The 19,657-nt window shown below is 35.9% G+C and carries 26 protein-coding genes and 1 tRNA gene; 11 read left to right on the top strand and 16 right to left on the bottom strand.

What is annotated here, in order from left to right; all coding sequences use genetic code 11:
• Positions 1–42: 42 nt before the first annotated feature.
• Positions 43–116, bottom strand: a tRNA-Met gene (locus BLV64_RS03795).
• A gap of 136 nt (positions 117–252) precedes the next feature.
• Here BLV64_RS03795 and BLV64_RS03790 point away from each other — a divergent pair.
• Entirely contained in the window at positions 253–639 is a 387-nt protein-coding gene (locus BLV64_RS03790; protein ID WP_092132655.1) for an START-like domain-containing protein, read from the top strand.
• Between the two features lie 56 nt (positions 640–695).
• Positions 696–1,538 carry an aminotransferase class IV gene (locus tag BLV64_RS03785; RefSeq protein WP_092132652.1) on the top strand — a complete coding sequence of 281 codons (843 nt, stop codon included), beginning with the start codon at positions 696–698 and terminating at the stop codon, positions 1,536–1,538.
• On the opposite strand, the gene BLV64_RS03780 is transcribed toward BLV64_RS03785, so the two are convergent.
• The 5 genes from BLV64_RS03780 to BLV64_RS03760 form a co-directional block, all read right to left on the bottom strand.
• Complete coding sequence (locus BLV64_RS03780) at positions 1,535–2,095, bottom strand: YqgE/AlgH family protein (protein WP_092132650.1); 561 nt, start codon at positions 2,093–2,095, stop codon at positions 1,535–1,537. The two genes, BLV64_RS03785 and BLV64_RS03780, sit on opposite strands and share 4 nt — an antisense overlap.
• Before the next feature lie 124 nt (positions 2,096–2,219).
• Entirely contained in the window at positions 2,220–2,492 is a 273-nt protein-coding gene (locus tag BLV64_RS03775) for an HU family DNA-binding protein (RefSeq protein ID WP_092132647.1), read from the bottom strand.
• A gap of 189 nt (positions 2,493–2,681) precedes the next feature.
• A complete protein-coding gene (fmt, locus tag BLV64_RS03770) occupies positions 2,682–3,641 on the bottom strand; it encodes a methionyl-tRNA formyltransferase (protein WP_092132645.1) in 960 nt (319 codons plus the stop codon).
• Positions 3,641–5,542: a RecQ family ATP-dependent DNA helicase gene (locus BLV64_RS03765; RefSeq protein ID WP_092132643.1), complete on the bottom strand. Its 1,902-nt coding sequence runs from the start codon at positions 5,540–5,542 to the stop codon at positions 3,641–3,643. The genes fmt and BLV64_RS03765 overlap by 1 nt, the downstream gene beginning before the upstream one ends.
• Positions 5,542–6,084 (bottom strand): AAA family ATPase, encoded by a 543-nt coding sequence (locus BLV64_RS03760; RefSeq protein WP_092132936.1) that lies wholly within the window; start codon positions 6,082–6,084, stop codon positions 5,542–5,544. Before BLV64_RS03760 ends, BLV64_RS03765 begins: the two co-directional genes overlap by 1 nt.
• A 91-nt stretch (positions 6,085–6,175) precedes the next feature.
• Between BLV64_RS03760 and BLV64_RS03755 the strand changes: the two genes are divergently transcribed.
• The 3 genes from BLV64_RS03755 (at position 6,176) to murA (ending at position 8,588) form a co-directional block, all read left to right on the top strand.
• Complete coding sequence (locus tag BLV64_RS03755; protein WP_092132640.1) at positions 6,176–6,469, top strand: DUF493 family protein; 294 nt, start codon at positions 6,176–6,178, stop codon at positions 6,467–6,469.
• 122 nt (positions 6,470–6,591) lie between these two features.
• Positions 6,592–7,263, top strand: a complete 672-nt coding sequence (locus BLV64_RS03750; protein WP_092132638.1) for a DUF4290 domain-containing protein — start codon at positions 6,592–6,594, stop codon at positions 7,261–7,263.
• 8 nt (positions 7,264–7,271) lie between these two features.
• Positions 7,272–8,588, top strand: a complete 1,317-nt coding sequence (murA, locus tag BLV64_RS03745) for a UDP-N-acetylglucosamine 1-carboxyvinyltransferase (RefSeq protein WP_092132635.1) — start codon at positions 7,272–7,274, stop codon at positions 8,586–8,588.
• Positions 8,589–8,844: 256 nt separating this feature from the next.
• Here the strand turns inward: murA and BLV64_RS03740 are convergent, their stop codons facing one another.
• From BLV64_RS03740 to BLV64_RS03725, 4 genes are all read right to left on the bottom strand, one after another.
• Positions 8,845–9,270, bottom strand: a complete 426-nt coding sequence (locus BLV64_RS03740; RefSeq protein ID WP_092132632.1) for a DoxX family protein — start codon at positions 9,268–9,270, stop codon at positions 8,845–8,847.
• Between the two features lie 116 nt (positions 9,271–9,386).
• Positions 9,387–9,749 (bottom strand): DUF2200 domain-containing protein, encoded by a 363-nt coding sequence (locus BLV64_RS03735; protein WP_092132629.1) that lies wholly within the window; start codon positions 9,747–9,749, stop codon positions 9,387–9,389.
• Between the two features lie 100 nt (positions 9,750–9,849).
• The gene (locus BLV64_RS03730) at positions 9,850–10,386 is read right to left on the bottom strand and encodes an SRPBCC family protein (protein ID WP_092132626.1); all 537 of its coding nucleotides are present in this window, start codon (positions 10,384–10,386) and stop codon (positions 9,850–9,852) included.
• Between the two features lie 274 nt (positions 10,387–10,660).
• Complete coding sequence (locus BLV64_RS03725; RefSeq protein ID WP_092132623.1) at positions 10,661–11,230, bottom strand: GNAT family N-acetyltransferase; 570 nt, start codon at positions 11,228–11,230, stop codon at positions 10,661–10,663.
• A 162-nt stretch (positions 11,231–11,392) separates the two neighbouring features.
• Here BLV64_RS03725 and BLV64_RS03720 point away from each other — a divergent pair, with 162 nt between their 5' ends.
• From BLV64_RS03720 to BLV64_RS03700, 6 genes are all read left to right on the top strand, one after another.
• A complete protein-coding gene (locus BLV64_RS03720; protein ID WP_092132621.1) occupies positions 11,393–11,755 on the top strand; it encodes a hypothetical protein in 363 nt (120 codons plus the stop codon).
• Positions 11,756–11,870: 115 nt separating this feature from the next.
• Complete coding sequence (locus tag BLV64_RS03715) at positions 11,871–12,284, top strand: DoxX family protein (protein ID WP_092132618.1); 414 nt, start codon at positions 11,871–11,873, stop codon at positions 12,282–12,284.
• Positions 12,281–12,706 carry a sulfur reduction protein DsrE gene (locus tag BLV64_RS03710; RefSeq protein WP_092132616.1) on the top strand — a complete coding sequence of 142 codons (426 nt, stop codon included), beginning with the start codon at positions 12,281–12,283 and terminating at the stop codon, positions 12,704–12,706. Before BLV64_RS03715 ends, BLV64_RS03710 begins: the two co-directional genes overlap by 4 nt.
• Positions 12,707–12,746: 40 nt before the next feature.
• On the top strand, positions 12,747–13,364 hold the full coding sequence (locus BLV64_RS03705; protein ID WP_092132613.1) for a TlpA family protein disulfide reductase: 618 nt from the start codon (positions 12,747–12,749) through the stop codon (positions 13,362–13,364).
• 90 nt (positions 13,365–13,454) lie between these two features.
• The gene (locus BLV64_RS14515) at positions 13,455–13,604 is read left to right on the top strand and encodes a hypothetical protein (protein ID WP_177165290.1); all 150 of its coding nucleotides are present in this window, start codon (positions 13,455–13,457) and stop codon (positions 13,602–13,604) included.
• Between the two features lie 175 nt (positions 13,605–13,779).
• Positions 13,780–14,586, top strand: coding sequence for an META domain-containing protein (locus tag BLV64_RS03700; RefSeq protein WP_092132610.1), 807 nt, complete (start codon positions 13,780–13,782; stop codon positions 14,584–14,586).
• Between the two features lie 87 nt (positions 14,587–14,673).
• Here BLV64_RS03700 and BLV64_RS03695 read toward each other — a convergent pair whose 3' ends face one another.
• The 6 genes from BLV64_RS03695 to BLV64_RS03670 are packed head-to-tail and all read right to left on the bottom strand — an operon-like array spanning position 14,674 to position 19,528.
• Positions 14,674–15,858, bottom strand: a complete 1,185-nt coding sequence (locus tag BLV64_RS03695) for a class I SAM-dependent methyltransferase (protein ID WP_092132607.1) — start codon at positions 15,856–15,858, stop codon at positions 14,674–14,676.
• 7 nt (positions 15,859–15,865) lie between these two features.
• Positions 15,866–16,954, bottom strand: coding sequence for an AI-2E family transporter (locus tag BLV64_RS03690; protein ID WP_092132604.1), 1,089 nt, complete (start codon positions 16,952–16,954; stop codon positions 15,866–15,868).
• A gap of 54 nt (positions 16,955–17,008) precedes the next feature.
• Positions 17,009–17,509, bottom strand: coding sequence for a TrmH family RNA methyltransferase (locus tag BLV64_RS03685; RefSeq protein WP_092132602.1), 501 nt, complete (start codon positions 17,507–17,509; stop codon positions 17,009–17,011).
• 17 nt (positions 17,510–17,526) lie between these two features.
• The gene (locus BLV64_RS03680) at positions 17,527–18,153 is read right to left on the bottom strand and encodes a DUF4159 domain-containing protein (RefSeq protein WP_245705866.1); all 627 of its coding nucleotides are present in this window, start codon (positions 18,151–18,153) and stop codon (positions 17,527–17,529) included.
• 38 nt (positions 18,154–18,191) lie between these two features.
• Positions 18,192–18,899, bottom strand: a complete 708-nt coding sequence (locus BLV64_RS03675; RefSeq protein ID WP_092132596.1) for a 16S rRNA (uracil(1498)-N(3))-methyltransferase — start codon at positions 18,897–18,899, stop codon at positions 18,192–18,194.
• A complete protein-coding gene (locus BLV64_RS03670) occupies positions 18,899–19,528 on the bottom strand; it encodes a peptidylprolyl isomerase (protein WP_092132594.1) in 630 nt (209 codons plus the stop codon). Before BLV64_RS03670 ends, BLV64_RS03675 begins: the two co-directional genes overlap by 1 nt.
• Positions 19,529–19,657: the final 129 nt, after the last annotated feature.

The raw sequence follows: 19,657 nt of genomic DNA, 5'->3' as shown, positions 1-19,657 counted from the left end.
ATAAAAAAAGTCCGATACTCCCGTATCGGACTTTTACTGTTGTAGCGAGAACGAGAATTGAACTCGTGACCTCCGGGTTATGAATCCGACGCTCTAACCGACTGAGCTACCTCGCCATAATTTTGAGAGTGCAAATATAACAACTATTTCCAATCACACAAATAAAAAATGAAATAAAAATTTTTATTTCAAAATGAGTGTTAAACTTCCCAATTAATGTATATATTGTCGCTATAATTTTTTAAAGAAAACATGGAAGAAAAAGTTAAATACGAATTAGAATTTCCTATTCACGCTTCACCCTCATTATTATACCAATACATCTCTACGCCATCTGGTTTATCAGAGTGGTTTGCCGATAATGTGAACTCTAGAGGAGAATTGTTTAAGTTCATTTGGGACGGATCCGAAGAACAGGCTAAACTTGTTACTAAAAAAAGTGGCGAGCGTATTAAATTTAAATGGTTGGCGGACGAAGTGGAGTCTTACTTTTTTGAAATTAAAATTCAAGTCGATGAAATCACCAAAGATGTGTCTATCATGATTACCGACTTTGCCGAAGAAGATGAGGTGGAAGAATCTAAAATGCTTTGGGAAAATCAAATCTCAGATTTAAAACAGGTATTAGGGTCGGCATAGCATAAAAAATAGAATTAAAACTTATATTTGTCCTGAAGAAATTCAGGACTTTTTTTATGATAAATTTTAACGGTAATATTCAAGAAAACGATAGTGTTTTAACGCCCTCAAATAGAGGGTATTCATACGGCGATGCTCTTTTTGAAACGATAAAAGCCTCTCACGGGAAGCTCTTGTTTTGGGAAGATCACTACTTCCGACTGATGGCGTCAATGCGTATTATGAGAATGGACATTCCTATGGCGTTTACCATGGAGTTTTTAGAAGCTGAAATTTTAAAAACCCTAGAGAGTGAAGGTCTCAACCAAGCGTCTGCCCGTATTAAATTACAAGTGCATAGAGCTACTGGAGGTTTGTATTTACCAACGAATAAAGAAGTCACCTTTATTATTTCAGCACAAAAAATAGATCAAGATTTTTATTTGTTAAGCGAAGAACTTTACGAAGTAGACCTGTTTAAGGACTTTTATATTGCGCCAAGTCTGTTGTCGACCCTTAAAACAAATAATAAAGCCATTAACGTGGTGGGAAGCGTGTATGCCAAAGAAAACGATTTGGATAATTGCTTGCTTTTAAACACCGATAAAAGTGTGGTTGAAGCCTTGAATGGTAATATCTTTTTAGTGAAAGGAAACACCGTTAAAACACCGCCATTAACCGATGGCTGCCTAAAAGGAGTGATGCGTAAACAGATTATTCAGATTTTAGAATTAATGCCTGAATTAGAAATTGAAGAAGCTTCTATTTCACCTTTCGAATTGCAAAAGGCCGATGAGCTGTTTATTACAAACGTTATCACAGGAATACAACCTATTACTAAGTATAGAAAAAAGGAGTATAAGAATACAGTTGCAAAAAGTGTATTGCAAAAGCTTAATGTAAAAGTAAGACTCGGTTAATTGTAACTCGGGTTTTCTGGTGCATTAGACCAAATGCTGTAATTACCTCCCAGTTCTACCATTTTTTCTCTCCAGAAAAACTCGTAGTCCTTTTCGATAATTGCTTTTTTATGCACATTCTTAGTCACTACCCAAGCGTTGGTTTTTAATTCGTTCTCTAACTGATTGATCTCCCATCCCGAATAGCCTAAGAAAAACTTGATGTCTTTTTCAGTAAGCTTGCCTTGAATAATCAATTTCGAGACTTCACTAAAATCACCTCCCCAATAAATGCCTAGCGATATTTCTATGCTGTTGGGTATTAATTCCGGTACCTTATGAATAAAGTAAAGGTTGTCCTGTTCTACAGGTCCGCCATTATACACTTTAAAAGGGGTTTCTATCTCAGGAATAAGCTCGTCGATAGTATAACCTAATGGCTTGTTTAAAATAAATCCAATAGAACCTTCATCTGTGTGATCTGTGAGTAATACGATAGAACGATTAAAAGATAAATCCCCGATTATTGAGGGTTCTGCAATTAATAAATCTCCTTTGGTTGGCTTAGTTAAAATCATTTTAGAAAGATTTAATTTAACTAAAAGTAGTTTTTTTTTTATTTAAATGCAATATTTTAAAAATAAAATCCATAAAAAAAGCCTTCATTTCTGAAGGCTTAATTATATTATTGATGCTAAAATCTTAGTTTACAGCATTTGATAAATCAGAACCAGCTTTAAATTTTACAACTTTTTTAGCTTTAATTTTGATTGTTTTTCCAGTTTGAGGATTTCTTCCGTCTCTAGCAGCTCTTTCAGATACTGACCAAGATCCGAAACCTACTAATGAAACTCTGTCGCCTTTCTTTAAAGCCCCTTCAATTTCAGTTAACGCACATTCTAAAGCTTTCTTAGAAGCTGCTTTAGTGATTCCTGCGTGTTCTGCCATAGCATCGATTAAATCTGTTTTGTTCATAATTTTAATTTTAATATTAATAAAAGTTGGTTAAACATTATTGTTAAATCCTTTACAAATTTATACGGATTATGCTACTATGCAAGTAATGACGGGGGAAATGCAGTATATTGTTAATAACTTATCGATTTTGTTAATAAAGAAGGTTGGTTTTCTGTGTTTTCTTGTAATATCAGTACTGATGGGGGTTTAGAGCATTTTAGCATCAGATTTAACTTCATAACCGTTTAAAAGCGATTTGATATCCATTAATTTTTTCCCCGGAAGTTTAATTTTAAGTATAGATATATAACCCTCTTTTACCGCCACCTTAAGTTCTTTTTTAGTACTTACAATTTGGCCTACACTTAAATCATGAGCCTCCATCTCTTTCATTACATCATAGATCTTTATATCTAAGCTATCCTCGCCATTTTGAAAAAGACACCATGCGGCAGGGTACGGACTCAAGCCACGAATGTGGTTGTGAATGTCGTGTATAGACGCATTCCAGTCTATCTTGCAATTGTCTTTGTTTAACTTGTAAGCGGTTTTACTTATGGCATCTTCTGGCTGTGGTGTGGTTTTTACCTCGCCTTGTGCGATAAGATTAACGGTTTTTAGTATTAAATCACTCCCTAAATGCATCAACTTGTCATGAAGGCTACCTGCATTTTCATTGGGATCGATAGCTAGGGCTTCTTGAAGTATCATAGCTCCAGTATCAATTTTTTCATCGATAAAGAATGTCGACACCCCAGTTTCCGTTTCGCCATTTATAATCGCCCAGTTTATCGGAGCGGCCCCACGGTAATTCGGTAGTAAGGACGCGTGTAGGTTAAAAGTACCATATTCTGGCATTTGCCAAACCACCTTAGGGAGCATTCTAAACGCTACTACAATTTGTAAATTGGCGTTTAAGGCTTTAAGCTCGGCTAAAAAAGTGTCGTCCTTTAAGTTTGTTGGTTGTAATAAAGTTAAGCCTTTGTCTTTAGCATACACTTTTACTGCGCTTTCATTTAACTTGCGGCCGCGACCAGCAGGTTTGTCTGGTGCTGTAATCACACCAACGACATTAAAGTGGTTGTCTAAAAGGGCTTGTAATTGGGTGACAGCAAAATCGGGTGTGCCCATAAATACAATTCGTAAATCTCTGTGTGTCTCTTTCATTATATATGTGCTAATTTATAGGTGTTTGTTTTTGTGAGGGTAATAACCTCATATTCTAATAATTCAGTCAAAGTGCTTTGTATGTCACGCTCAGAAAAAGGCAATTGCTCGGCTAATTCTCTAGATGATAAATCTCCTTTTTCTAATACCTCAATTATATGGTGTTTAACCGATTTACTATCTGCCTTTGGGGTTGTCTTCTTTTTTAAACAGACATTACAAACCCCACAGTCGGCAACCTCCTTTTCGCCAAAATAGGAGAGGAGCTGTACGCTTTTACATAGGGTATCGTTAGAAATATAATTTAAAACGGATTGTACTTGGTGTTGCCTTAACGCATTCTGCTGTTTAATAACCGTCGAAATGCGGTTGATGCTCTTGTCATCTTCTCGTGGTTGGAGATAGGTGATTTGTGCATCGGTTTTAGAATTTTGAAGGCTGATCAGTTCTGCCTTTGCCAATTGCTCTAAAATGCCTATTACTTTAAATTCCGGAAGCCTCGTTTTTTCTGAAACTAGAACCGTGTTAATTTTCGTTTCTTGTTCGAAAACACCACCGTAAGTACGAAGTATAGTTTTTACAACTAGCGCGCAATCGGTATGGGTTTCTAAATAGTTGAATAGTGATGCGTTACTAGCAATCACTTGAATCAGTGTTTTTTTATTGAATTGTTTCGATAAAGTAATAATGCTGGTACGGTCTAGTGCCAAAAGCGCATTATAAGCTAATATGGTATTGAATTTATAGGTCTTACAGAAAACATTGAAATTAAAATCGAAGGTTTCAAAATCACCTTCACCGTAAGCCACCTGAAAATAGCTACTCAGTTTTTTGTAAATGACTTTTATAAAATCAACCGATGGTAAAACGTTTAAAAATTGTTTTTCAACTAAAGCTTCGTCATTTTTATCTTTTAAAATAACAGCAAAGGCTTTTTCACCATTTCTACCGGCACGTCCTGCTTCTTGAAAATAACTCTCTATACTATCCGGTAAATTTAAATGAATAACCGTCTTTACATCGGGTTTATCAATACCCATTCCAAAGGCATTGGTCGCCACCATAACCTGCTTGCGGTTGTTAATCCAATCGTCCAAGGCATCATCTTTCTCCTTATTAGAAAGTCCCCCGTGATAATGTGTTGCCGTAAAGCCTTTATGTTCTAAAAACCGACTGATATCGAGGGTGGCCTTTCGGTTTCTTACATAAATGATAGAAGAGGCGGTGTTTTTTCTTAATATGGTTTCTAATCGGTAAAACTTATCTTCTTCAGTAAAAACCATATACGCTAGATTGGGTCTAGCAAACGATTGTTTAAATACTTTGGGAGCGATAAAGTCCAATTGGGTAATGATATCTTCAACCACCTCGGGCGTTGCACTTGCTGTTAAAGCAACAACGTTGGCCGTTGGCTGTATCGCCCTTAGTTCGGCAATGTTTTTATAAGACGGTCTAAAATCATTTCCCCATTGCGATATACAATGCGCTTCGTCGACAGCAATTAAATTCACATTCATAAGTCGGATGCGATCTTTTACAAGGTCTTGCTGAAGGCGTTCTGGAGAGAGGTATAAAAATTTATAGTTTCCGTAGATACAATTATCAAGCATGGTATCTAGGTCCTTATAACTGATACCACTAGTTAAAGCCATCGCTTTAATCCCTTTATCTTGTAAGGCCTGCACCTGATTTTTCATGAGTGCGATAAGCGGGGAGATAACAATGCAAATCCCGTCCTTAGCCAATGCGGGAATTTGAAAACATAATGATTTACCACCGCCAGTGGGTAAAAGCGCAAAGGTGTCTTCGCCTTCAATGACGGCATTTATAATATCTTCTTGAAGCGGTTTAAAGGTGGTGTAATTCCAGTAGCGTTCCAATATGTGTATTGGATGCTGCATTATAAGTTTTTAACCGTGTTTAAAATATAATCTGTACGTGCTTCTACAGTATCAAAAGGTACATTTTTTAAAGTGTAGTTGTTATTTTGATAGGCTTCAATAAGGTGATTGTGAATTTCTATCGCCTGTTCAAAACTTTCATAGCGCTCACTATCGCTAACAAATATTTCCTGCCAAGGTTCTAGTACGAAAATTTGGTCATATTCGTGATTTTTGCAGGCTTCGGTAAAGTAGTCAGGGTAATCGTCCCCACTATAATTCATATATGCAACTATGTCAGGAATACCGCGATCTAAAAAAACAAGGTCTCTATCACTCGATTCTGCTTCTTTAAATTGCTTGACACGTCCTTTTAATAGAAGTTCACTAAAGAGTAATGGCTTGGTTAAAAAAAGTTGCTCAATGCCCTGTTTACGTGCTTCGAGAGTGATTTCTCGAGAGATTTCCTCATAACAGGTGTAGCCTCTTTTAATGAGTTCGTTAATAATAGATGTTTTTCCAGTACCGGGGCCGCCGGCTATGACAATTTTTTTCGTATTCAATTTTGGCAAGATTTTGGCTGTAAAATTCGTGATTAAAAAGATATAAAAAAAATATAAAGTAAATGTATCTTTGTAAGAGATAAAAAGAATCATGAGTAAAAAACAAAATCAAGACGAATTTTACGCTAAATTAAAAGAACAATTAGAAGACACATCAAGTTGGCCTTCAGAGTATTTATATAAATTTATTGTAAAAACAAGCAACCAGAAAATTGCGGAAGTAGAAGCTATTTTTGATAACTCTGGAGCCGTTATAAAAACTAAAGAATCGAGTAATGGTAAGTATACAAGCCTCTCTATTAACCTTATAATGGAAAGCCCAGAACACGTTATCGCAAAGTATTTAGAGGTTACAGAAAAGGTAGACGACATTATTTCCCTTTAATAAGAGCTGCACACCAATAGAATATAAAACCGTTTATATGTATTAAACTATAAACTATTTTTTGTATTTTGGCTTCCGCATAAGGACTACAGTGCAACATATTAATTCTACACAATTTTATTTTGATAGACGCTATAGAGTATAACACAGAACGCGAACATTTAATTATTCCGGAGTATGGAAGACATCTTCAGAAAATGATTAACTACGCGAAATCACGAGAAGATAAAGAAGAACGTAATAAATTAGCAAAGGCTATTATTTCTGTAATGGGAAATCTACAGCCGCATTTACGCGATGTTCCCGATTTTCAACACAAACTATGGGATCAGCTTTTTATTATGTCTAAATTTGAGTTGGATGTCGATTCGCCTTACGGAATGCCTTCCGAAGAAGCGCTTAATGAAAGACCAGAGACATTACCTTACCCGCAAAATTTTCCGAAATATCGTTTCTACGGAAACAATATTAAGACCATGATCGACGTTGCTAATACCTGGGAAGAAGGTGAGCTAAAAGAAGCTTTGATTTTTACCATTGCCAATCACATGAAAAAATGTTTCTTGAATTGGAATAAAGACACGGTGGAAGATTCAGTGATTTACGATCACTTATACGAACTGTCTAACGGTAAGATTAATCTTAAAAAAACGGAAGAGGACTTAACAGACGCTACGCGTTTATTGCAAAATAGTAATAAGAAAAAGTACACGTCTACAAGTGCTAGTTCTAAAAAGTCACACTCCAAAAAAAGTCATACAAGCAATACCAATCGCGGTAAAAAAAGATACTAAAAAAGTTTATGGGTACATTTAAAATTGAAGGAGGTCATCAATTAAAAGGTGAAATCCAACCTCAAGGCGCAAAGAATGAAGCACTACAAATATTATGTGCGGTATTGTTAACTCCAGAAGTTGTTACCATAAACAATATCCCCGACATTATAGATGTTAATAAACTAATTACCCTATTAAAAAACTTAGGTGTAAAAGTGAAGCATTTAGGACCGGGATCGTATTCTTTTCAGGCCGATAACGTTAATTTAGACTACTTAAAGTCAGCCGACTTTAAAGAAGAAGGTCGTGGGTTACGCGGGTCGATTATGATTGTAGGACCGTTATTAGCGCGTTTTGGTAAAGGATATATTCCTAAACCAGGAGGTGATAAAATTGGACGTCGCCGATTGGATACGCATTTCGAAGGCTTTATAAACTTAGGAGCAAAATTTAGATACAACCGCGAAGAGTATTTTTACGGTGTTGAAGCCGATACCCTCGTTGGTACCGACATGCTTTTAGACGAAGCCTCGGTAACAGGAACAGCAAATATTGTAATGGCCGCTGTTTTAGCTCAAGGAACAACAACAATATACAACGCTGCTTGCGAACCTTATTTACAGCAATTATGTAAGATGTTGAATAGAATGGGAGCTAAAATTTCTGGTGTAGGTTCTAATTTATTAACCATTGAAGGTGTTGATGCGCTTGGTGGAACCGAGCACAAAATGCTTCCTGATATGATCGAAATTGGAAGTTGGATCGGATTAGCTGCAATGACCAAAAGTGAACTGACCATAAAAAATGTGAGTTGGGACGATTTAGGGCAAATCCCTAATGTGTTTGCCAAACTAGGAATTACCCTAGAACGCCGAGGTGATGATATTTTTATCCCAGAACACACCAACGGTTACGAAATTCAAAATTATATAGACGGTTCTATTTTAACCATCGCCGATGCGCCATGGCCAGGATTTACACCCGATTTATTAAGTATCGTATTAGTAGTGGCAACACAAGCTAGAGGAGAGGTGCTAGTACACCAGAAAATGTTTGAAAGCCGCTTGTTTTTTGTCGATAAATTAATCGATATGGGGGCGAAAATTATACTTTGTGATCCGCATAGGGCAACCGTTATAGGTCATGATTTTAAATCCCAATTAAAAGCAACCACAATGGTATCACCAGATATTAGAGCGGGAATCTCTTTACTAATAGCTGCCTTATCTGCTAAAGGAACGTCTACAATCCATAATATCGAGCAAATTGATCGCGGTTACGAGCATATTGTTAAACGTCTTAAAAAGATAGGTGCAAAAATAGAACGTTTCGAAGGCAATTAAAACGCTAGTAAACGCATAACACAGCATGTTGCGGTATTGCAATTCTTCTTTTTTATTGGAAAGAGGAGTCGCAAAATCGCAACATTTTTTTTGACTTAGATTTTGTGTGCTGGATGACCGTTGACTAATATAAACAGACGTGAACTAATAACGTATAGGGGTTTTAAACCTTGGCTTTACGGAAGGATCGCGCTAATATACTACTACCTATACTCAATTATGGGGTAATACAAATAAGACTGCGGATTCTAAGCAGCTATTTTTTACGGTGACTAATAAGGTAATCTACCGACCATTGGTCCCATGTTTTTGGTAATAGTAATAGGGCAATTAGTAACATAGTGCGGTACATAACATGCGATAAATCCCATATCGGTTCAGCAAGGCCATGACCAAAAGTAACTAGTATTAATACCGAAGCTAGTGCGTAAAGCGCATAGTTTGTTTTAAATCCGATAACCAATAAAAAACCACCAATCAACTCAATATAAGAGGTGTAATATACAGTGGCATAAATTAAAAAATCAGGCAGAATATCTTCGAAAGTCCCTATAAAGTAATGCGCCTGATAGACTTTTTCAATACCCATGGTAATCACTTTTCCAAAGCCTTGCATTAAGAATATAAAGCCTAGAATCATACGAAGGGTAAAGGCACTAACAATTTTATTTAAATCTATCATATTTATAAGCGGTTATACTGTGTTTTTAAAAATGGGTTTTCATTTGACATCGGCTGAATTATTACCTCAAAGGCGTGCGAATAGAGCAGGGGGAGTCGTGGAGTAATAGGCTGTTGCTATTGGCGTAATATTTTTTCCATTTTACGTCCTTTAGCTAACTCATCGACCAACTTGTCTAGAAAACGGGTTTGTTGGGTGAGTGTATTATCGATGTCTTCAATGCGGTAACCACAAATAACACCCTTTATAAGATGTGCATTGGGGTTTATTTCGGCACGCTCAAAAAAGGTTTTAAAAGTAACCTTTTCATCAATTAGCTCCTGGATTTTTACACTGTCAAAACCAGTTAACCAGGTGATTACTGTGTGTAGCTCTTCTATGGTGCGCCCTTTCTTTTCTACTTTAGTGACATAATGCGGATATACCGACGAAAAGGTCATTTTAGCTATGCGTTCGTTATGTTCTGGAGTCACTTTCATGGGGTAAATATATTGTAAATGTTAGCCTAACGGTTAGGGGCGTTGGATCTTAAAATAAGAACTATTAAGTAGTCAATACTAAGACTTCAAAATTCTTATTTTAATTTAGACTGTAATTTTTTGTGTTGTTTTCAATCGCTTTTTTAAGATTTGCCAGGTTGGTTTCTTCCTGTGTAACAAATGTCCCACTCATTAAAGCCATTATAGACTTCGATATCATACTGTTTCCCGTTGCCGTAGTATAGGTGTTAATTTTTGTTTTTCCATCAATAAATTCCATAGATAGTTGGTAGTCCATATCCATAAAATCTGAAGTAAATACCATGGAAACAGATTCGTTTGGAACAATTTCTGTTATGGTTTCTCTAATAATCATTTGCTGACCTTCATTGTCAAAATACACATCATAGACGGCACCTACCGTGGCGTGTTGACCACTTACCAGCTCCATTTTTTGAACGCCGATTAGCCATTCCGATATTTTCTCTGGATCTTGACTTAACCCCCAAGCTTCTGTAAGAGGTTTGTCGACCATAATCTCACAGTCATAAGTGATTTCAGGTTTGAGGAGTCCTAAAAGGAAAAAACCAATCACTAAAACTGCTAAAATGCCTAGACTATATTTTACGTATTTCATACTTTAATTTTTATTGTGACCTAGCAATTTGTACACTAAGATTCAGTGTGCAATTTAGTAAATATAAGTTGAAGAGTAAAACTGTAGAATCAAGAGGTGCAAGGTGATTGGTATACAGCTTTTAAACAGATTATTATGAGATGTGTACCCTTGAAACACGAATTGTGATGAATGAAATTGGGAGCTAACAAACGATCAAAAAGGGTAGTTGATTTCACCTGTGCCTACTAGGGTTTAGAATGTTATAACACTATTTATTTTAAAGCCATATTATTTATTTAATGTGACTAGTATTTTGTTGCCATTTATCTTTCGTTATTTTATAACACAAACAACGTTCGTAATCGGGGTAGTCTTTAAGTTTAGGGTGATTAAATGCACCCAACTTTGTCATTCCTGTTTTTTGCATCACCTTTTCCGATGGCCTATTGTTTTCCGTACAAACAGCAATAATAGTCTTAAAACCCAAGTCATTAAACCCGAATTCAAGACACCTTTTTGCGCCTTCGGTGGCATAGCCGTAACCCCAAGCACTTGGTTTTAAACGCCATCCCATATCTATTGCTGGCGTGTACTTTGAATGGTACTCCTGAAAAGCGAAACCAATAAAACCAATAAACTCTCCGTTTTCTAAGCGATCGGTAGCGTAATAAGTATATCCATTTTTAATGTAGTGCTTTTGCAAGCGCTTAGTTAATTCGGCAGTTTCCTCTGTGGTTAATGGTTCTGGAAAATACTTCATTACAGCTTTATCGGCATTCATACTCGCAAATTCTGTCAAATCGCTTGCCGTCCAGTTGCGAAAACCGAGTCGTTTGGAGGTAAATAGATAGTTTTTATGCATGTGCGTTTGTGGACTAAATAGCAGTTTAAATAAGCTAATAAGTAGGGCTAAGTTAAACAATTGTACCTATCAATGCTTAACACAACTCCAGCACTGTGAAAATGTTAAAACTGTAACAAAGGTTACACGCCTTTATAAATTGATTGGTTATGTTTGTATAGTATGAATATAAAGAGTTACATAGCAGTGTTTATGGTTACGGTATTTATAGCAAAGTTTATTGCTGTAGATGCTAAGGCTTTAAACCTACTCTTTAGCGAGGAAGGAATTAATTTGCTGCACTTTCAGTGTAAAAAAGAGCAGGCCCAGTACCAAAAAAGTGATCAAAAATCCTCAGTATCTTCCCAATTAGAGACTCAGGAAGTGATTGCCTTTAATGGCGATTGTACGCCGCAGTATCAATTGGAACTGTTTACTTGGGCATTAGACACTTCTTCTTTTAGTGTTGATTACAATACATATATGACGTCTAAATTACGGTATATGTATTATGATAATAACTCTCCGCCACCACGACTAGCCTAAGCTAAACATCTAAATGGAACTTTAAATCTTACAAGGGGGTATACGTTGTATAGGCATCTCCTTGCGGATTTATAGTGTTCTCAATCCTTATTTTAATTTAATAACATATCATCAAATGACGTCCTCAATTTCAGTCAGTAGACGCTCTGTTTTAGTGTTACGTGTTTTAGTCAGTGGTATATTCCTTCTTGCAGGAGCAAATCACCTATTACAAACCGATAAAACAGTACAGCGTATAGAAGCCGCTAGTTTTAAAAATGTCGCTTATTTTTTTGGAGACCCCGAGTGGCTAGTCATCCTATCAGGAATCGTAATGGGTGTTGCAGGAATCCTGTTTTTAATAGGCTATAAAACAAAATGGGCGGCACTTATTCTGGTAGCGGTTTTAATCCCTATCACCCTTACGGTTCAGGTGGGACAAATAAATACACTAGGACCTTTATTTAAAAATTTAGCCCTTCTCGGCGGACTTCTTTTTTTTATTCTGAATGACACCGAAACACACTTAAAAATAAAATCTAAATTATGAAAACACATCTTTTAAATACAGTATTAATCGTAACACTTCTCTTTGGGAGTTTTACTTTATACGGACAAGAGCAGTCCGAATCTAAAACTAATAACTATGTGGTTATGACCACTAAAATCCCTCAGCTTTCACCAATTATTTTAACGGCAGAGGCTCTTAAAAAGGAGGACGGTCCAGCATTTGGTCGTTTTATAGTTATTATCTGCGGAAAAAATAGTGGAGAGCTCACGTATAAAGACAAGATGTATCCCTTTATAAGAAAGGCCGAAAAAGCAGACGTAGAGATCGTTGCTTGTGGATTCTCACTGAATAAATTTAAAGTGGATACTACGAAATTACCAAAAGCTATACGTACTGTAGAGAATGGGATTCTCTATAACTTTCAGCTACAAAAACAAGGGTATAAAAGCATCAGCTTGTAATACCTAAATCAATTCATTACAATAAAAAATAGTAAAAACTATGAAAAAAGATAAAAACAAAGAAAAGAAAACATGGATTCAATATGGCGTGTTTGCTGTGATTGCAGTAATCCTTTATGCCACAGGATTGCATACCGAAGTGATTGGATTCGCTCAACGTGGTTTACTGGCTACCGGATTAATGAATCCTGATGTGGAAGAGATCACCCATATGAAATCCAATAACACAACTAGTCCCACACCAATTGGACCTAAAGCAGATATGAATTTTAAACTCATAGATGTAAACGGCAAGGTTACCTCACTACAAGAATTAAAAGGAAAGGTGATTTTTATAAACCTTTGGGCCACATGGTGTCCGCCATGTATTGCAGAGATGCCGAGTATTGATTCTTTGTATAAAACCGTAGGTGATGATGTCGCGTTTGTTATGGTGTCTCTAGACAGGGATTTTGAAACCGCAAAAGCCTTTAACGAGCGCAAAGGATATAATTTCCCAATATATGCGCCAGCAGGTGGTATTCCTGCCATGTATAATACCAATTCAATTCCGTCGACCTACGTTATTGATGCCCAAGGAAACTTAGCTTTAACCCATCGTGGAATGGCAGATTATAGTGATTCGAAATTTATTGAATTTTTAAAATCACTAAAATAATACCACCGCTTTAACCGGTAGCAAAACGAGCTCCACTTTTACGAGTGGAGCTTTTTTTATGTATCTTGCGCGGACTAAAAGCTGTGAAGAATGTCTAAAAAAGGACACCCAAAGAACACGAAAAATAAGTCTAAGCACACCAAGCTAATGACGCAAAAAAAGAACAAGCTGAAATCGGAAAAAGAGCTTCGTAAAGAGCGCTTAAAAGCTATTGTTGCCAAATCAAAAGAGGCGCAGTAAGCGTTTACTTCTAGAAATAAAGGGGTGTTTACTAGTCGGTCTTTTCTACCTGAATGTGGTGTCATATCCTTGTATTACGCCTTATAAACATTAACAATACTTTACTATTTATTACTTTATTGCTACTGATTTAAATGTTAATTTTGTACATAACATTATTTAACTATAAAAATATATGAAATTTAAAATAGCAACATTAGCACTGATAGCAACTGTAATTATGGGTTGTAAATCGGACAAAACAACAGAAAACGAAGCTTCGCAAGGAGATACTGTAGACATTACAAACACACAGTGGACCTTAGTTACTCTAGAAGGAAATGATCTAGAGACTGCAGAGCAGAACGGTCAAATAATTCACTTTACCTTACATTCAGAAGGAAATAATGTGAGTGGTTACGCAGGGTGTAATAGATTTACTGGAAAGTATAGTTTAGATGGCGATAACCGTATAACTTTTAGTGCTTTAGGAACAACACGTATGGCATGTCCTAATAGTACGATCGACGAAAGAAATGTATTGAGTGTGTTAGAAATGACCGATAATTATACGGTTGATGGTGAGCAACTTATGTTAAACAAGGCGAAAAGAGCTCCATTAGCAGTTTTTAGTAAATCGGAATTAGATAGTAAGCCAATAACGCAAATAAAATGGAGATTAAAATCTTTTGAAGGTAAAGAGATTGAGAAAGCTGAAAATGAAGAGGAAGATATCTATTTTATGCTAAATGCTGTAGAGAATAGAGTAGAAGGGTTTGCTGGGTGCAATACCATTTCAGGTTCTTATACACTAAATAGAGGAAATAAAATTTCTTTTAACGGTGTTGCAGTAACTTTAAAAGCGTGTCCTGATATGACTTTTAATGAAGCTGAGTTTTTAAAAGTTTTTGAAATGGCAGATAACTATACCATTAATGGTGATGAGTTAAACTTAAACGTTGGAAGACGTGCTCCATTAGCAGTATTTGAAGCTGTAAAATAAGGTATTAATATAGGCACCCCAAAAAGGGTGCATTATAAATTATTTAGAAAATAAAAAAGGTGTTTATCATAATGATAAACACCTTTTTTATGCGATCTTTTTACAACTTACAATTATCTTTTTGTTATTAGGGTCCGTAGTGAAAAACAAGTAAATGTCCCCACCATCACTTAACTTAAGCTTCTTGCGAATACTGCTTACAGTATCGGGAAAATTCCGAGTGGTGACATTAGCTTTGGTAAGCTTAAAGGTTTTTTTAAAGTGTTTTACGTTATAGTCACTCGTAGTATCAATTTTAAAGGAGCGCCCAGGGAAATCTATTAACGCCTCGCTAGTATATAGATGCGAGTGTTTGTGTAATTTTTTCAACTTTAAACGGGTAGCTAGGCTATTAAAGGCACCCGATTTTAAAATGGCAGCATTAGGTTCGTATAAATAATTAAGAGGGACGCTATAGTCTGCTTCGTGACTAGCTTCCTCTTCTAATTCAAAATTAAAAGTATCTTGTTTCCCTTTGTTAATATTAACAGTGCGGATTTCAATATCGTCATTATAGCCTTTTTCTAGGAGCCATAGTAATTCTTTAACCTCGTTATTAAGTGCTACAGAATAAATGGTTTTAACATGCTGTAATTCGCTAATACCAATACTGATATCTAATAAAGGAGATGTTTTTATTAATATAGTCTTACTGCGTTTAAAAAGTAAATCGAGGTGTTTAGGGATATTTGGTAAGCAATCGCTAAGCATAAACACTTTTCCTTTACTGTCGTTACGACGTGAGGGGTCTACATAAATCGTAGAATAACTGCTATCGTTTTGCTCTAACACCGCCAAGCCGTCCTGTGGTAAACAACGTATATTTTCTCTATTTAAAACCGCAAAATTATGCTTTACGATTTGAGATAATCTAGGGTTAATCTCACAATGGGTCACTTGTTTAAAGCGTTTTGAAAAATAATAACAATCAATGCCAAAACCTCCCGTTAAATCAATTAAAGAATCTCCAGAGACCAAATTAGATTTATATAAAGCCGTAGCTTCAGAAGACGTCTGTTCTATATTTAACTTATTCGGATAGTATATGTTTTTAGCCGCAAACCAAGTTGGTAATTTCTTTTGAGCCCTCTTTTTAGCTTCAATTTGTTCAATCAGTGCTTTTATATCAAAGGTCGAATGCTTAGATTCTTTAAGCAGTAATGCCGTAAGATTAGAGTCTAGATGCTCGTCTATAAACTCTTGCTGTTCTCTATTTAAAAGTGCGGAATCCAAAGTAATATTATAAACCTCTTGTCAGTTTTTTTACGATTCTATATTCTGATAAAAATTCTTTAGCAACCACTTTTATTGCGGTATATACCGGAATAGCAACAATTAAACCAACCACGCCAGAAAGTAATCCTGCTATAACGATAACAATAAAGATCTCTAAAGGGTGTGATTTAACACTCTGTGAAAAAATAAAGGGCTGACTGAAAAAGTTGTCTACTAATTGCGCAATGATAAAACCAATCATAACGTAAATCGTTTTAGGTAATATAACGGTACTAAAGTCTTCACCTAAATTACTAGACATGGTTAAAAGAACAATCAAGAAAGCACTAATAATAGGGCCTACATAAGGGATCACGTTTAATAATGCACAAAGGGAAGCGATTACTATAGCATTGTCAATTCCGAAAATAAGGAGAACGATAGAGTAAATCGTGAATAATATGATAAGCTGTAAGAGTAAACCACCAAAATAACGAGATAATAAATTGCGAATCTGCGATAATGATTTTCTTAAGCGTGCTTCTTTTGATTTTGGAAATAGAGTTATTACACTATTTCCAAACATATCACTGTCCTTTAAAAAGAAGAATGAGATAAAAAGGACGGAAAAAAGACCAATTCCAAAACTACCGAGTCCACTAATAATAGAATTTAAAAACTCGGGAATGGCACTAAAATTAAGCTTAGACATTAGTGTAGAGTCCTTAAAAGAGGCTTGTACCTCTTCGCTATTTAAACCAAAGTGATTAATACCTTCTATATAGAGGCTTTCAACGTTGCGTTGCAGCGCATTAATATCTAAAAGGGATAGGTTTTTTCCTTGCTCAATAACTAATGGAATAAACAAACTCACTATCCCTAAAATCGTAGCAAAGAATAAAATCATTGTGATAATCACAGCGACCAAATTGGGGAACTTAAAGCGTTCTCGTAGGACTTTAACGATAGGGCGCCCAAGTAATGAAATAACACCTGCAATAGCAATATATACGAGTACGGACTGAATCTTGTAAATAAACCACAGTCCGATGGTCACCCCAATAATTACTGCTAGTGCTTTGAGTATCCCGTTTGATATCGTTTTTGAATCCATTTAGTAAATATACATATTGTGTTAGAATTATTTATTTTTATTTTAAAAACACGGTTAAACCAGCTGCTTCGTTATCTCGTATAAGGCAATATTTGCCGCTTGAACAACATTCATACTGCTGTTTTGGCCGTACATGGTAATGTGGACACTAGCATCACTAGCTTTTAAATTGTGTTCTGAAACGCCAAAATTCTCATCGCCAATAATAAGGGCGATGGGTTGGTTTGTCGGGAATTTAAAATGATCTATTGCTGTACTCTCTTTAGTGATTTCTAAGGCAACGATATAATAGTTTTTAGCCTTTAAATCGGCAATCACCTCTGCCGCATTTTCACAAACTTTATACGGAACGACTTTTTCTGTCGCTCGAGAGGTTTTCATCATTTTTCGACCCAGAGGAATATGAGATCCACAGAAAATAAGTTCCGCTACTCCAAAAGCATCCGAAATTCTAAACAGACTGCCAATGTTAGGGGCATTGGTTACATTTTCACATACAATGGTAATCGGGAATGTTTTAGATTCAAAATTGGTGGTGTCGTGATTAAGTTGCAAACTAAAAAAGGATTAAATTAATTTTCGAACACGTATTTAATAATATTGGCGCCCATTTTTAGTGCTTTTTCGCGCACAGACTCCGGATCGTTATGAACCTCAGGGTTTTCCCATCCATTACCCAAATCGGACTCGTAGGTAAATAATACTACCAATCGCGAGTCGTGAAACAACCCAAAGGCTTGGGGGCGCTTCCCATCGTGCTCATGGATTTTTGGTAAACCTTTTGGGAACTTATAATAGGTGTTAAATATCGGGTGACTAGCCGGAAGTTCAACGAATTCTTGGTTAGGGAATACTTTTTTTAATTCTTTGGTAATAAAAGGCTCCATACCATAATTGTCATCAATATGTAAAAAGCCTCCGGAAATTAAATAGTGTCTAAGGTTTTTGGCATCATCATCGCTAAAAAAAACATTACCGTGCCCCGTCATATGCAAAAAAGGATACTGAAAAATATCTGTGCTTCCCGCTTCAACAACTTCAGGTTTACTGTGTATTGCCGTACCAATATTAGCATTGCAAAAGGAAATTAAATTAGGTAATGACGTGGGGTTACTATACCAATCACCACCACCTTGATACTTTAAAACCGCAATGTCTTGCGCTATAATAGGGGTAGAGAATAAGCAAGTTATACTCATGACCACCAGGGTTACTATGTATGTTAGCGCCTTATTTTTCATATTTCATTACTAAATGCAACGGAGTGGCATGCTACAATAGCAGCCGTTTCAGTGCGTAATCTTGTGTTTCCTAATGCTACCGGTTTAAAACCATTTTCTATAGCTAATTTTATTTCTGAGGTACTAAAGTCGCCTTCAGGGCCTATTAATACCGTAATATCGGTTTTAGTCTGAATTTCGTTTTTTAGTGATTTCTTATCAGTTTCTTCACAATGCGCAATAAATAAATCGCCATGCTGTTGTTTTCCGACAAACGACTTAAAAGATTCTGCTGGGTGTAGGCTAGGCAAATAACAACTTAGAGATTGCTTCATAGCAGATTGTAAAATCTTTTCAAAGCGTTCTGCTTTAATGACCTTGCGTTCGCTATGATCGCAAATAATAGGAGTGATGCTTTGAATACCTATTTCTGTTGCCTTTTCTAAAAACCACTCATAACGATCGTTCATTTTTGTTGGAGCAACCGCCAAATGTAAATTGTAATTTGGTTGTGGTTTAAGTTCTTTGCCTATTATGACCGCTTCACAACTTTTAAGATTAGGAATGGTGATTTCAGCTGTAAAAAGCCAACCCCTACCATTGGTAATATGCATGATATCTCCCGTTTGCTTGCGAAGTACTTTTACAATATGCTTGCTTTCTTCTTTTGGAAAAAGAAAGTGTTCAGTGGTTTCGGTAAGCGCTGGGTTATAAAACAATTGCATTATAATTTCTCTTCAATTTTTAAAACGTAAACTTCTTTAATGGTAGTCACACGATGTGTTTTTAATATGATGTAATACCCGCGGTCTTTTTCTACAGAAACCGTATAAATATCACCTACACTATGTGCTAAGTTAGCGGCTTCATTCTCAATTTCTATAGGCATTTCATTGTCTTTAAACCATCCCGAATCACCACCGCGTAGCGCGTTATCATCCATAGAATAACGTTTTGCTAAATCTTCGAAAGGCACGCCGTTTTCGTATTTGTATAAGATGGTTTTACGCATCTCATAAATGTCATTGATGTCAACTTTACTTTCATCAAAATAAATATAACTGATTCTGTAATGCGGATCGTTAGATTTATCAATAACCTTATAATGTGTTTTTTTAAATTGTGAAGGCACTGTTTTAGTCATTCCCACAGGCATGGCTAATAGGGATTGTGCTAAGGTAGACTTGTGTTTTTCCTCATTAAAAGCAATTAACTTATTTCTTTTAGAAGCACTTTTTTCAATATATAATTCGGCGTCTTCAAGATTTGAAATGTTTTCAATGTCTTTAACAGCGTCTTGAGCAGAAATAGATAGGGTGCTAAGAATTAATAGTAGGAGTAAAGTGTGCTTCATTATAATTATAATAAGGTTTATTTTAAACAAAAAAACGAAAAAAAGTAGTTTTAAAAAATTATTTAGAAGGTTATTAACACCTCATAAGCTTAGACCTGTTGGCCGTCGTGTGTTCTACTCACATTAAAA

It is taken from the genome of Bizionia paragorgiae (assembly GCF_900107625.1).
Lineage (GTDB): Bacteria > Bacteroidota > Bacteroidia > Flavobacteriales > Flavobacteriaceae > Bizionia > Bizionia paragorgiae.
Note: the sequence above shows the minus strand (reverse complement) of the source record. Positions and strands in the feature narration are given on the sequence as shown.

What these genes read in the sequence shown, in the direction of transcription:
- BLV64_RS03730 (WP_092132626.1), bottom strand. Translation starts at nt 10,386, where the DNA reads ATGAAATACGTAAAATATAGTCTAGGCATTTTAGCAGTTTTAGTGATT.
- BLV64_RS03705 (WP_092132613.1), top strand. Translation starts at nt 12,747, where the DNA reads ATGAAAAAAGATAAAAACAAAGAAAAGAAAACATGGATTCAATATGGC.
- BLV64_RS03775 (WP_092132647.1), bottom strand. Translation starts at nt 2,492, where the DNA reads ATGAACAAAACAGATTTAATCGATGCTATGGCAGAACACGCAGGAATC.
- BLV64_RS14515 (WP_177165290.1), top strand. Translation starts at nt 13,455, where the DNA reads ATGTCTAAAAAAGGACACCCAAAGAACACGAAAAATAAGTCTAAGCAC.
- BLV64_RS03785 (WP_092132652.1), top strand. Translation starts at nt 696, where the DNA reads ATGATAAATTTTAACGGTAATATTCAAGAAAACGATAGTGTTTTAACG.
- BLV64_RS03670 (WP_092132594.1), bottom strand. Translation starts at nt 19,528, where the DNA reads ATGAAGCACACTTTACTCCTACTATTAATTCTTAGCACCCTATCTATT.
- BLV64_RS03675 (WP_092132596.1), bottom strand. Translation starts at nt 18,899, where the DNA reads ATGCAATTGTTTTATAACCCAGCGCTTACCGAAACCACTGAACACTTT.
- BLV64_RS03700 (WP_092132610.1), top strand. Translation starts at nt 13,780, where the DNA reads ATGAAATTTAAAATAGCAACATTAGCACTGATAGCAACTGTAATTATG.
- BLV64_RS03720 (WP_092132621.1), top strand. Translation starts at nt 11,393, where the DNA reads ATGAATATAAAGAGTTACATAGCAGTGTTTATGGTTACGGTATTTATA.
- fmt (WP_092132645.1), bottom strand. Translation starts at nt 3,641, where the DNA reads ATGAAAGAGACACACAGAGATTTACGAATTGTATTTATGGGCACACCC.
- BLV64_RS03725 (WP_092132623.1), bottom strand. Translation starts at nt 11,230, where the DNA reads ATGCATAAAAACTATCTATTTACCTCCAAACGACTCGGTTTTCGCAAC.
- BLV64_RS03755 (WP_092132640.1), top strand. Translation starts at nt 6,176, where the DNA reads ATGAGTAAAAAACAAAATCAAGACGAATTTTACGCTAAATTAAAAGAA.
- BLV64_RS03680 (WP_245705866.1), bottom strand. Translation starts at nt 18,153, where the DNA reads ATGAGTATAACTTGCTTATTCTCTACCCCTATTATAGCGCAAGACATT.
- BLV64_RS03715 (WP_092132618.1), top strand. Translation starts at nt 11,871, where the DNA reads ATGACGTCCTCAATTTCAGTCAGTAGACGCTCTGTTTTAGTGTTACGT.
- BLV64_RS03735 (WP_092132629.1), bottom strand. Translation starts at nt 9,749, where the DNA reads ATGAAAGTGACTCCAGAACATAACGAACGCATAGCTAAAATGACCTTT.
- BLV64_RS03740 (WP_092132632.1), bottom strand. Translation starts at nt 9,270, where the DNA reads ATGATAGATTTAAATAAAATTGTTAGTGCCTTTACCCTTCGTATGATT.
- BLV64_RS03710 (WP_092132616.1), top strand. Translation starts at nt 12,281, where the DNA reads ATGAAAACACATCTTTTAAATACAGTATTAATCGTAACACTTCTCTTT.
- BLV64_RS03765 (WP_092132643.1), bottom strand. Translation starts at nt 5,542, where the DNA reads ATGCAGCATCCAATACACATATTGGAACGCTACTGGAATTACACCACC.
- murA (WP_092132635.1), top strand. Translation starts at nt 7,272, where the DNA reads ATGGGTACATTTAAAATTGAAGGAGGTCATCAATTAAAAGGTGAAATC.
- BLV64_RS03790 (WP_092132655.1), top strand. Translation starts at nt 253, where the DNA reads ATGGAAGAAAAAGTTAAATACGAATTAGAATTTCCTATTCACGCTTCA.
- BLV64_RS03690 (WP_092132604.1), bottom strand. Translation starts at nt 16,954, where the DNA reads ATGGATTCAAAAACGATATCAAACGGGATACTCAAAGCACTAGCAGTA.
- BLV64_RS03780 (WP_092132650.1), bottom strand. Translation starts at nt 2,095, where the DNA reads ATGATTTTAACTAAGCCAACCAAAGGAGATTTATTAATTGCAGAACCC.